The organism is Actinomadura rubrisoli, from assembly GCF_004349215.1.
In the GTDB taxonomy this organism is placed as follows: domain Bacteria; phylum Actinomycetota; class Actinomycetes; order Streptosporangiales; family Streptosporangiaceae; genus Spirillospora; species Spirillospora rubrisoli.
This window is the reverse complement of the sequence record NZ_SMKU01000295.1, coordinates 1-11,936: the sequence shown is the minus strand read 5'-3', so window position 1 is coordinate 11,936 and position 11,936 is coordinate 1. Positions and strand designations below refer to the sequence as shown.

The window sequence follows — 11,936 nt, the reverse complement described above, 5'->3', positions numbered from 1 at the left end:
CCGACGGCGGCTACGACGGCGCCGGAATCGGGATTCTCACCCCGATCAAGAACCCCTCCGACGGCCAGCTCCTCAGCATCGACAACCGCACCCACAACTGCCTTCTACGCGGGCTGCGCAGCCTGGGTGAACGAGGATTCGCCCTGCTCAAAGGCCGCTGGCGCACCCGGCGGCACATCACCGTCAGCCCCAGCAGAATCGGCGACATCACCCGCGCCGCGCTCGTCCTCACCCACTTCGAACACGACCACCTCCAAAGAACCCAGTGAGATCACTTCAATGAGTCCGAAAGCGTGAAGTGTGGCGATCGCCTGCTCGGGAGCGCAGGTCGGACGCGTTGTCGAACAGAAGCGCCAGATCGGATCTGGTCATAACGGCTTCAACGGGTTCGGTCCTGACAACGGGTGTCGGCGTTCACGTGAAAGTGCACAGTCCGGTACGCACGAACGTGCCCAGATGCGGTACTTCACGGCATCGGGGCCAGGAGGCGGGCGTTGCCGTTGCGTCGAGATGTTCCCTTTCGAGAGGGTGCGGCGGTCCGTGAAATTGAGCTCTTTCCATCCTCAGTTGGTGTGATGGTGCAGGGCGAGGATGGCCTGGACGATGGCGGTCAGCCGGGCTGGTGAGCAGCGTGCGTGGCGGAGGATGTGCCAGCGTTTGAGGGTGGCGGCGCCCTGTTCGCCCAGTGCGCGGGCCTTGGCGTGGTGGCGGTTGAACAGCTTCTTGCGCTTGCCCAGCTTGCCGCCTTTACCGCGGCGGTAGGGCGTGCCGATCGCACCGCCGGCGCCGATGTAGCCCTTGTCGGCGTAGCAGGCGATCGCCCGCTGGGTTAGGGCGTCGATGATGCCGTGGAGGCGGGCGGCGGTCAGGTCGTGGGTGGAGCCGGGCAGCGCTGCCGAGGCCCAGATCAGGCGGCCGTGCGGGTCGGTGAGGAACTGGATGTTCACGCCGTGTTGCCGGTGCTTGCCGGAGTAGAAGCGCCGGTCGTCGGTGCCTGCGAGCCAGGTCGATCGGCACCAGCGTGCCGTCCAGGATCACATACGCCTTGCGTGCGGCGATGCGCATCGCCGCACGCAGGTCGGGTGTCAGTGCGGCGAGCAGTTCGATCACTTCGGTGACGTAGCGGTGGGCGGTCGCCAGCCCGACGCCGAACGCGGCGGCCAGGGCGGGGAAGGTCTCGTTGCGCCGCAGGTGCACCAGGACCAGCAGGGCCTGGCGCTCGGACGGCAGGGCCCGCCAGCGTGAACCGATCCGGCGGCGGTGCTCGCGGACGAGGCCGGCCACGTATCTGCGGGACACGGGCGACAGATCCAGCGCAGCGCGATAGAACAGCACTGAAGCTCCTGGTGGTGCGGTCAAGTCTTGGTCGACTCCGCAACTACCAGGAGCTTCACCACTTGGCGATCACAATTGGCGAACCGCATCCAGCTCGTGACCAGCCCTCCCAGGATGGAAACGGCTCATCGTCTCCTCACAGGCAGAACAACCTCTCGGGCATTCCAGGTCACCCGGCTGATCCCGGGGGTGGCCTTTCTCGTGCCCGTCGTCGGATCGCCGCTAGAACTCCGGCCGGGGTACCAGACCCGTCAGGAAGAAGTGGCCGAGGAGCGCCACCACGACGAGCGCCATCAGGGTGATGACCACGGCTCTGATGTTGCGGTTCATGCCGAGGCGGTAGCCGACGGCTGCGAGGGCCAGGAACGCCGCGAAGACCAGCGCAACGGCGACGATGACGCAGCTGTGGTGCCGCAGGCCCGGGTCGATGACCGCCGGATCGACCGGCCCGGACAGATGGGCCAGCCGAGGAGACGCCTTCCACCACGCCAGCGACAGATTCACCAGCGCCAGCACCGTACCGGCGAGCACGGCGACGGCCAGCCCGGTTCGCCATGCCCGGACCGGCACCGCCCGCGCGACCAGCAGTCCGGCCAGCAGTGCGCAGACATGGCCCACCTCGCTGCCGGAGGTGTAGGCGAGGATGGCCGCACCGCGCCACGCCGCCACCATCTGCGTGTCCATCTGCGCGTCGGGCCACACCTCCAGTCCCTGATCGATGCTGCGGGAAAGCATCGTGACGGCCGCAACACCGGTCCCGGCGACCAGCATCGCGTAAACGGCGGTGCACCCTACCCAGACGTATCGGCCGCGCCGCAAGATCTCCACCATGCCCGTCATCATGTCCGAAACGATCGGACTACGAGCCAATTCTCGTCCAGTCCCGACAGCATGGCCATGGCGCCGGCCCGGCCGCACCGGTTGTGGACCCTGAGGGACATAGCGGACGGTCAACACAGGGCAGGTAGCTGCGCAATCACACAGCACCGCCCGAAGGGAACTCTCGAGGGCGACTCCTGGCGCACTTCGAGAACGCCGGCTCCCGGCGCCCGAAGAGCGGCGCACGTTCGCGTGTACCGACAAGTGCACATCCGGGTGTACGCCGACAGCGGGTGAGTCGATCTGCACGGCCTGCAGCGGACGTTCTACGCGGGGGCCGAGAACGCTGACGCCGCTTGCGGATGGCTGAGGGGACACGCCCAGGGGGCCGTGGGCAGTTGACCCGAGGCCATGCTCGCCCCAGTCGGGTTCACGGGAAGGCGGTTTCGCCCGTCAGTGACGGGCGAAGGGCATCGCCGCCGAGGGAAACGCGGTGGCGCCACCGCATCTTGCGCCACGCCGGTGGCCAAGGTGGCGGTGCTGGCAGTTGCCGAGCAGAATGGAGCGCAAGCAGCGCCAAACAAAGTCACAAGACGTTAAGGACTGCCAGGAGTCACCAATGAAAGGAGTACTGCATGGCCCGACCAACGACGAAACTGGAGGACATCTTCGATGGACGATCACGACATCCACACTGACGAGGACATCGAGCGGCTCGCTGGCGAGCTGCACGAGCGAATCCGAGAGCTCAACCGCGTCATCCAGGAGCCACCGGGACTGAGTCAGCCAACCGCCGTCTACACGGTTCTAGGGAATCTGGCTCAGACAGCCTTTCGTCTTGTTCAGACGACCGAGCATCTCGACGCCTTCCTCACCGCAGAGCTCGATGCCGGACGGCTCGGACATGACCGCGGTACGGATCCCGTCCCGACCGTGATGAAGGCGCACAACGCGCTGGCGCGGGCCGCCGAGCAGACGATGGAGCTCGGTGAGACCTTCCGACGAGCCCAGGGAGCGCTCGCCGCCATCCACGCCAACCAGACCACCGTTGGGCCGTCTTCAGACAGAGACGAAGTGGCCGCCGCGTCTTTGACCAATCTGACCGACCATAGCGCCGCTCCGGACGGCGCCGCAGGGGAGGATTTCCCCAGGCCGATCGATGATGTCCTTCCCGACGCGCCTCATGTCGAGCAGGCATCGTCAGAGCCTCGCTCGAAACCGCAGGTGCCGCCTCCGCGTCGCGAACGTTGAGCTGATGCCCCTGCTGACGGACGGCTGAAGTCAGGTCTCATGGCTGGTGTGGAACGACGTCCATGCTCCGGCGGGCTTGTCGCAACGTCTCCAGTGCGTGAGGTCCCATGCCGTGAAGTGCTGTAACTCATCTTCCTTGGCCTTGGCGGGTTGTTCGAGTGTGTCGAAACCGGCTTCTGCGAGCGCTCCCTTGGCCGAAGGGAGGCGAGTCTGGGGCAGGGTAGCCATTGTCGCTGCTCGTCAGGTTCTCCTCCGCTCGGCAACACCAGCCTGTCCGCGTGGTCTCACAAGACGCTGGCTGTTTTGGAGGATCGAAGGGAGCTCGTCCCAGGGTCGGTGATCATGTGGCTGGACGTTCAGACGGCGGTGGCATCGACGATGTTCTCCACCGGCAACAACCTGACCGTCCTCGCTGTCGGCGCTCTCAGGTCGGTGTCGGGGGTAGCGGCTGGCCGCCGTATCCGAGGCCCTCGCCGTCGCAGGGCAAGAAATGGCGTAAGTGACACTTACAGGCTTCCGGACCGGGCGCGGTCCGAAGCGGCGAGCCGTAGTTTCAACGGTCGGCAAGGGATCGCCGAGCGGCGTTCGACGAACACGAGAGACCGAGACCTACGGCTCGCCAGAAGGCGGGGAATGCACTGGGCGACCGTGGTGGGCAGGGGCATCGGCGACGACGGCTGCAAGGTCAGCGACGGACCAGGAACGTGCGGGTGGCTCTGAGCGAGGAGGAGTACGCCGCTGTCCGGGCGGCCGCCGAGCGCGTCGGCATGGCGGTGAGCGCCTACGCCGGAACGGCCACAGTGGCCATGGCACGACGTGTCGACCCACCGCAGTGGTCGCCGCTGACCGAGTTGATGGGCGAGGTGATGCGCGCCGCCGGACAGGCTCGTCGTATCGGTATCAATCTCAATCAGGCAGTTGCCGCCCTGCATTCGAGCGGCCATCCCACCCACGCGCTGGAACAGTACGCGCGGGTCGCGGCGACCTCGACACAGAACATCGACGAGCTCGCCGAGGAGATCAGAAGAGCACTCCATCGCTTCAATGCTTCGAGACTTCGGTAGTGAGGCTGTCGTGCTTGGTGTCGAGCGCTTCGGAGCCGGGTCGTAGCACGAGTCATGGAACCGATGCGGCCATGGCCATTCGGGCCGGACGTGGTGGGCTTGCGTGATCGGGAAGGTGATGCGTGGCAAGCGGGTCCAGGGGCTGATTCGCTATCTGTACGGTCCGGGTCGGCGTAACGAGCATCGAGATCCGCGCATCGTCGCCGGCTTCGATGTTCCTGCGGCGCTTGAGCCGCCCCAGGGCCCGGACGGGAAACGGGACTTTCGGCGACTCGACGCTTTGATGCAACAGCCGTTGGAGTTGCTGGGGGAGCGTAACCATCCCAAGCCGGTCTGGCATGTCGCCGTCCGGGCCCACCCGGACGATCCTGTACTCACTGATCGGCAATGGGCGGACGTCGCTGCCGAGATCATGGACGAGACCGGCCTGGCCCCGTCCGGCGATGATGAAGCCGTCCGCTGGTTCGCCGTACGTCATGCCGACGACCACATTCACATCGTTGCCACGCTCGCCCGCCAGGACGGCACCCGTCCCAAGGTGTGGAACGACGGCTACCGGATCCGCGCCGCCTGCCAGAAGGTCGAGGATCGCTACGGGTTGCGGCGGACGGCCCCGGCGGACCGGACGGCGGCGCGGCGACCCAAACGAGGCGAGAACGAGAAGGCCGCCCGCGCCGGACGAGTGGAACCGGTCCGCAGCTTGCTGCGGCGGCACGTCACTACTGCCGCGGCAGGAGCGCGGACCGAAGCCGAGTTCTTCGCTGCCTTGGGGGCTGAAGGCGTCCTTGTTCACAAGCGCGAGAGCTCTCGCATCGCTGGCCAGGTGACTGGCTACGCCGTCGCTTTACCTGATGACCTCAACTCATCTGGGCGACCCGTGTGGTTCGGTGGAGGCAAGCTCGCCAGCGATCTCACGCTTCCCCAACTCCGGCGTCGGTGGGCCTTGGATGGTACCGATCGTCCGTTGTCCGGACGGCATCTCTCGCCGCGGACGGTCCGTGCGGTCTTGCGGACGACCGTCCGCCGCGCTGCGGATGAAGCTCGGTCGACCGCCGAGTTCTTTGACCTGCTCGAACAACGGGGGCTACTCGTCAGGCGGCGCCACAGCCAGACCGATCCTGATCAGGTTACCGGTTACGCCGTTGCCCTCCCGGGCCAGGGCGAGGGGGAGGAGGAACCCATCTGGCACACCGGGGGCCGACTCGCCGAGGATCTCACCTTGCCTGGCATTCAGCGGCGCTGGAGCAGCTCAAAAACAGCCGGCCGCCACCGGCCTGCCATTCCGAAGGACGATCTCACTCCCGAGGAATGCCAAGCGTTCTACGACGACGCCGCCCAGGCCACCGCCTACGCCACGGCCCAAGTTCGTCGGCATCTCGCCACCGACCCCCATGCTGCCGAAGATGCGTGCTGGGCTGCCTCCGACGCACTGCACGTAGCCGCGAGGGCCACCGGTAACCGTCATCTCCGCCGTGCCGCCGACGCCTACGACCGCGCCGCCCGCACGCCGTATGGCCGCATCCCTCGTCCTGGCCCGGCCGGAAACGCCCTGCGCAGCGCAGCTCGGCTCTTGGCGCTGGCTGGCATCACGGATCGCACCACCGTGTCCATTCTTCTGCTGGTCGCCCGCCTGGTGACGCTCCTGGAGACCATCGCCCAGCTCCGTCAGCTTCAACAACGCCCGGCACAAGCCGATGCGGTACGCATCGCGAACCGACATCTCGGCCAGGCAAGTACCGCGGCTCATCATCAGGCGCTCTGGCTGGACGAACCCGCCCAGCCCTCGCCGACCCGGCTGGCCATGGCTGCCTTCCCGAACCCATGGGCCCCCACGACTCAGGAGAACACAGTGAGCCCGACTCCGAAGGTGCCGTACGAGCCCGAGCTCCGACGAGGGCGCACCTCATGAAGCAGGTGTCGCCTTTGCGTCGCCTGCGGAAGCGGACCTCCTAGCGGTTGTGGCTGGAAGCCGAGCCGAGAAGCCGCGTGTTGCCTTTGAGGCTTCGACACGCCGATCATCTACTTTGATTGACGGAAGGTTGTGCGTGATGCATCGTCCTGATCAAGAACTTTAGTTGATGAGCGGGAGGCTCGTCGGCTGAGATCACCCGGGGGAGCGATGAAGGCGCTGAGAACGACCACAGAAGTTGAGCTGGAGGAACGGCGTGCTCGCCTCCTCCGCCTCCAGTTCGAGCTGAGACGGCTCGGGGCCTGCGTACGAGCCCGCAAACCACGCAACGGGCGCTGGCGATTGAGTGTCCGACACAACGGCTGGTCGGAGACCGTCCTATGCGCCGGGGCTGAGGGCGCCTACGCCTACGTGACCGCCCACGGTCGGCTGCTCGGCACGACGGACGAGGTCCGTTATGTCGCCCGGCTGCTCGTCTGGATGCTCAAGAGCCGGTTGCGGTGACATCGATCCAGCAATCGAAGGCATCGGCGTTGGCCGGCGAGCAGGGGAACCAAGGTGTCCGGGAACGAGAGACCGAGCGGATGGCTCCGGAAGCCGGAGTGCTCAAGTGGGTGACCGCGACTGTTGCTCCACTGATTGCGGCGCTCGCGGTGCTTGGCGCACTCGGCTCGTTCACCACCGTCCGGCGGCTGGCCGAGCCGCACTTTGGAGGACTGGCGTGGATCGTCCCGGTCGGCATGGACCTAGGGATCCTGATCCTGCTCGCCTGGGACCTGCTCATGGAGTATCTCGATCTGCCGTGGCCGGTGCTGCGCTGGGTCGCGTGGGTCTACATCACCGGCACCGTCCTGGTGAACGTGGCCGCAGCTCAAGGGGATCTCGCCGGAAGCGTGATGAACGCGGCCATGCCGGTCCTGTTCATCACGGTGGTGGAAGGCGTGCGACACCTGATCCGGCGGTGGGTCGGCCTCACGTCCGCCGGCCGGGTGGAGCGGGTACCGGCGGCACGCTGGGCGCTCGCACCGGCCTCCAGCCTGCTGCTGTGGCGTCGCATGATCCTCTGGAACATCGCCGAGTACCAGCGGGGCTTGAGCTCGAATACCGCCATCTGATGGCCGTCTCGGAGCTACAGCAGGAGTACGGCAGATGGTCTTGGCGGTGGCGAGCGCCTCTGGCCGACCGGCTCGCACTCGACCGATTGCCTGCCCAGCTCGTGACGCTGGGAGCAGCCGGCGAGAGAGCTTTCGGCGAGATCAGGGACGACGGTGGCGACGAGCTGATGACCGTCGCTCGGCAGCTCCAGCATGAGGTGGAGCGGGAGGGCATCCAGATGAGCAGGGATCGGCTCGGCCGTCGCTTGCGCGAACGGGGCTTCACCATCGCCAACTACCGGCTCACCGAACTGATCGCCGCTGTCCGAGAAGAGTCCGCAAGGCGGGGATCGTCGTGACGGTCTCATCTGAAGGCGAGCAGACCGCCCAGGCGGACGATCAAGGACGTCGGCTCGACATCCTTCAGGGGATCGCCAACCACACGGTTACTCGACTCGCTGATGGGCGGCTCCGGTGGGACGCCTGGCTAGAGCAGGCGAGCCGACACGTGCGCTATGGGTTCACCAACACTCTGCTGATCCCGGCGCAGCGGCCATCGGCGACCGATGTCCGCTCTTACGACGCATGGCAGAAGCAGGGACACCAGGTCCGCCGTGGCGAGACCGGGATCCGAATCATCTCCACGCGCGGGAAGCCGCGCCCGGTCTTCGACGTCGAGCAGACCGATGGTGAGCCGATAGAGGAGCGGCTCCTCACCCCGGCTGAGGGGTTGGGGCGATTGTCCCAACTCGCTGCCGACCTCGGCCTCTACATAGACCGCGGGCAGGGCTGGACCTATCTCGGGCCGCCCGAACGACGCATCCGGATTGCCCCGGAGTTGGACGAGGCCACGGCGGCATCGATGCTCGCCCATCAACTCGCCCACGCGATCCGACCCGGTGGACACATCGACACGGTAAGCACCACCTCGGCGCCCTGCCATGGTGTTCGGCGTGTTCTGGCGGACTCAGTCGCCTATCTGGTGCTTGCCGACCTGGGCCTGGAGGTTTCGCATCTGTCCTTCCCTCCACCGCGGCAATGGGCGGGGACGGACAGCCGTACGGACACGTCCGCCGTGATCCGTGCTGTCGGAGACCAGATCGTGCGGACGGGCGCGCGACTTCAGCGCCGACTACGCGGCGGCTCTGTAGACGCCGTCTCAGGCACCGCCGGAGCGGACAAGAGCACCAGCCCCGCGATGTCCGCGTCAGCCGGAGTGGCCGTGGAAAGGGCCGATCGTTCTCTAAAGTCCTCCAGACCGGTTGCGCCTGCAGTTCCGGAGGGACAACAGCCCCCGGACGTCTCCGCGCCCCGACTCCGAGCCGCGCTTGCCGATGCCCACCGCTTCTACCTGCGGAATCTGCCGAGAAGCTGGGGAGTCCGTTACCTCGCAGGTCGCGGCTTCAGTCCGGTCGTGCAAGAGCAGTGGGAAGTTGGATTCGCTCCCCGCACGGGCCACGCTCTGCTCCGACACTTACGTGAGCTGGGACATGTCGACGAGACGCTCGTCAGCGTCGGCCTGGTTAAGCGCAGAGACAGCGGAGAACTCTTCGACCTGTTCCGAGATCGCGTCCTGTTCCCGCTCCGGGACAAGGCAGGGGCGATCGTCGGTTTCATCGGTCGCCGCCGTGATCAGGCCCCAGGTCCCAAGTACCTCAACACTCCTGAGACGCCGCTCTTCCACAAGAGCGAGATCCTCTTCGGCCTCCACGAGAGCCGAGCCCAGCTTGGACGCACGGCACGTCCCCTACTGGTTGAAGGTCCGCTCGATGCGATTGCGGTCAACGTCACCATGCCGGAGGAGTACGCTGCGGTCGCCCCGTGCGGTACGGCGATCACGCCCCCGCAAGTCGAGGCGATTGCCGCTCACACCGACCTTGAGACGGCAGGGTTGGTCATCGCACTCGACGGCGATGATGCGGGACGAGCCGGATCGATCCGAGCCTGGCGCACCCTGCGCAGTATTGCTGGACCGGTCGAAGCGGCTGTACTACCCCGAGGCCAGGACCCGGCAGAACTCCTGTCCTCTGCGGGACACCTACCTGTCCGCGAGGCGTTACTTTGTGTAACTGGCCTCGCTGACCTGGTGATAGATGAGAGAATCGAGAGGTTCGGAGGGACACTCGAGTTCATCGAGTCCCGGGTGGCCGCCGCCCGGGCCGCGGCCGTTGTGATCGCCGAACTGCCACCGGATCAGATCGCTCGGCAGGTCGCCCGAGTCGCCGCCCGCACGGGCATGGCCCTTGCCGACGCCACCGCCGCCGTAACTTCGGCGATCAGCCCCGACCCGCCACCGGACGTCTCAGCGGCAAAGGGCGACACCCCCAGGTCGCCACCTCTCGGTCCTGAACAGCCGAACTCTTGTCGCATCGCAGCCTCCAAACGTCCCGATGTCCATCGGAGGATGGCATGAGCGAACAACGACACCCCGATCCGATCGCCGAGGGCCTCCAGCACGGCGGACAACGACTCGTACAGATCGTCTCCGTGGCCGTCGGAGTACAACAGACCCTCGCCCGGCGCCGCCAGCAGTTAGAGGCCGCCCAGCAGGCACAGGATGAACGGACGCAACGTGCAGAGGCCCAAGCCCAAAGAGCTGCGCTGACCGAAGCCCGCACTCGCTGGTCGCGTGTCCACGACCGCAAATGGCTCCGCCAAGCGAACCTGGTGGACGTCGCCGAAGCATGGGGAGTAGCCGTCCCCTACGCCTCGGTCAATGCCTCAGCGGCCCTCGCCGTCCGCAAGTGCGAGGAACGGCTTCGCCACCTGCACCCGCACGCGATGAGCCACTACGACCGCTTCCGCGACGAGGGCGAGACTGAACTCCACGCGATGGCGCAGGCAGCCCCGTTCTTCGCTCGGGACCCGAACGTCCGCACTGGTGAGCCGGCAGCACAACGGGCCGAACTCTACGAAGGCACAGGTGCCGAGTGGGCCGCGAGACTCCATGGCCCGGGCCGTGGTGAATGGGAAGAGTCCCGTCAAGAGCAGCGTGCGCGCCAAATCGCTGATGAACTGAGAACCAAGCTTCGTCTCCAGGGGCACGACCCCCACCCCGAAGAACTGCTGATGGTCCTCGAAATCACGACCAATCTGCCCGAGCACATCATTGCCAGAGCCGTCCCCGCCACTACGCGTCCTGACCTCACCTGCAGTTCTGACGTGCAACGGGCCGCCGAGGGCTTCCCTCTCCCGATCGACGAGGCGCTGGAGACGAGCTCGACTCAACACATCGAGGCACAAACCATAAGACGCACACCGCCTCAAGTCCCCGACCGGAACCGTCGGCGGAACCTCTAACCACCGAAGGGAAAGCAAAGCAATGGCTGCCATCCAAACCAGCGCTGTCTTGTGGCTCATTCTGATCGGCATCCTTGTTTCTGTTGCGGTGCTGCCGACGTTCATCGCGATCGCCCGTGGTGCTGACGACATCGGATTCATCATCCTGACCAACGCGCTCTGCTGCGCCACCGTCCTCGGGTGGCCCATCGCGCTGGTTGCAGCCATCAAGTGGCCTCGTCGCCATCCACGCACCGCTGAGAGGCCCTACCAACAGCTGCCTGCCCTTCCCCTCGACCGTGACCGATGCCGCACGCATGGACGAGGCCCGCATGCGTGACGCCCTGAACCTCGATGAGCCTCTTAGGACAGGACGACAGGTCGCGGGAAGCGCTCACCGAACTGACGCGTGTATGCGCAGAACATCAACCAAGAGTCATTGGCGGCCAGTGGTCGTTGGCTTCACCCTCCTGCTCGGTACCGTCGTGCTGACCAGCTCCTCGGTGCACGCAAACACCGATCCGCTCGCCCTCCGGCGCACCGTGACATGTGGTCCATTTGGTCCTGCCGCCGGTAGATACGTTGACCGGGAGAGGATCTGCCATCGCGCCCGTAAAGAAGTGCTTCGCAGCTTGAGGACCGGCCGCAACCCAGATTGGGAGGACGTTTTTCGTGACTCCATCCCGCGTCCGAGTGCCCGTCACCCACGACGACACAAGACAGGACTGCAGCATCGGAGCACGAAGCCCTCCCACTCTCGCCCCGCCAAAGGAAAGCCATCTCCAACGGCGAGGACTTCACCACGTTCAGACAGACAACTTGAACCCTGGGGTAGGGTGCCGTCCTCCATCCACCCGCCAAGGCCGACTGCGCCACCCAAAGCCAACGCCCGCGCCCAACGATCAACCAGCCACGCATTCGATCCGGGTGGCTGGATTTGCACCGGGGTGCTCTTCATATTGTTCGCCACAGCCGCCCTCGCAGGGAGACGACGACTCTCCGCCGTACTGACCGGCAACAACCCCACGAAGACACTCCCGCCTGCCAGTCCTGAACAGCTAGAGGACTTCAACTGTTGGGGTTACGGTAGTTTGAGGTCCAGGCCGGTGCGGGCGAGGAATCCCGCACAAAGTTCGGGTCGGTACTGCATACGTTTTAGGCGGTTCCTCACCAGGATGCCGAGCT

General features: G+C 66.0%; 11 protein-coding genes and 1 pseudogene. 10 read left to right on the top strand and 2 right to left on the bottom strand.

Annotation, left to right across the window (positions count from 1 at the left end; all coding sequences use genetic code 11):
- Nucleotides 1-269: transposase family protein (locus tag E1298_RS36190; protein ID WP_165975841.1), on the top strand; the 269-nt coding region annotated here is incomplete at its 5' end.
- Nucleotides 270-563: 294 nt separating this feature from the next.
- Here E1298_RS36190 and E1298_RS36185 read toward each other — a convergent pair.
- Nucleotides 564-1,335: pseudogene (locus tag E1298_RS36185) on the bottom strand (transposase family protein).
- 222 nt (nt 1,336-1,557) lie between these two features.
- Nucleotides 1,558-2,106: a hypothetical protein gene (locus E1298_RS36180; protein WP_131901459.1), complete on the bottom strand. Its 549-nt coding sequence runs from the start codon at nt 2,104-2,106 to the stop codon at nt 1,558-1,560.
- Between the two features lie 720 nt (nt 2,107-2,826).
- Between E1298_RS36180 and E1298_RS36175 the strand changes: the two genes are divergently transcribed.
- The 9 genes from E1298_RS36175 (at nt 2,827) to E1298_RS36135 (ending at nt 11,091) form a co-directional block, all read left to right on the top strand.
- Nucleotides 2,827-3,405, top strand: coding sequence for a hypothetical protein (locus E1298_RS36175; protein WP_131901457.1), 579 nt, complete (start codon nt 2,827-2,829; stop codon nt 3,403-3,405).
- A 638-nt stretch (nt 3,406-4,043) separates the two neighbouring features.
- Complete coding sequence (locus E1298_RS36170) at nt 4,044-4,469, top strand: plasmid mobilization protein (RefSeq protein WP_424923193.1); 426 nt, start codon at nt 4,044-4,046, stop codon at nt 4,467-4,469.
- Between the two features lie 103 nt (nt 4,470-4,572).
- Nucleotides 4,573-6,378, top strand: a complete 1,806-nt coding sequence (locus tag E1298_RS36165; RefSeq protein ID WP_131901453.1) for a relaxase/mobilization nuclease domain-containing protein — start codon at nt 4,573-4,575, stop codon at nt 6,376-6,378.
- Nucleotides 6,379-6,588: 210 nt separating this feature from the next.
- Nucleotides 6,589-6,882, top strand: coding sequence for a hypothetical protein (locus E1298_RS36160; RefSeq protein ID WP_131901451.1), 294 nt, complete (start codon nt 6,589-6,591; stop codon nt 6,880-6,882).
- Entirely contained in the window at nt 6,879-7,493 is a 615-nt protein-coding gene (locus E1298_RS36155; protein WP_131901449.1) for a DUF2637 domain-containing protein, read from the top strand. The genes E1298_RS36160 and E1298_RS36155 overlap by 4 nt, the downstream gene beginning before the upstream one ends.
- Entirely contained in the window at nt 7,493-7,831 is a 339-nt protein-coding gene (locus tag E1298_RS36150; RefSeq protein ID WP_131901447.1) for a hypothetical protein, read from the top strand. The genes E1298_RS36155 and E1298_RS36150 overlap by 1 nt, the downstream gene beginning before the upstream one ends.
- Nucleotides 7,828-9,885 (top strand): toprim domain-containing protein, encoded by a 2,058-nt coding sequence (locus tag E1298_RS36145; protein WP_131901445.1) that lies wholly within the window; start codon nt 7,828-7,830, stop codon nt 9,883-9,885. Before E1298_RS36150 ends, E1298_RS36145 begins: the two co-directional genes overlap by 4 nt.
- Nucleotides 9,882-10,772 (top strand): hypothetical protein, encoded by an 891-nt coding sequence (locus E1298_RS36140; protein ID WP_131901443.1) that lies wholly within the window; start codon nt 9,882-9,884, stop codon nt 10,770-10,772. The genes E1298_RS36145 and E1298_RS36140 overlap by 4 nt, the downstream gene beginning before the upstream one ends.
- A 22-nt stretch (nt 10,773-10,794) precedes the next feature.
- On the top strand, nt 10,795-11,091 hold the full coding sequence (locus E1298_RS36135) for a superinfection immunity protein (protein ID WP_131901441.1): 297 nt from the start codon (nt 10,795-10,797) through the stop codon (nt 11,089-11,091).
- Nucleotides 11,092-11,936: the final 845 nt, after the last annotated feature.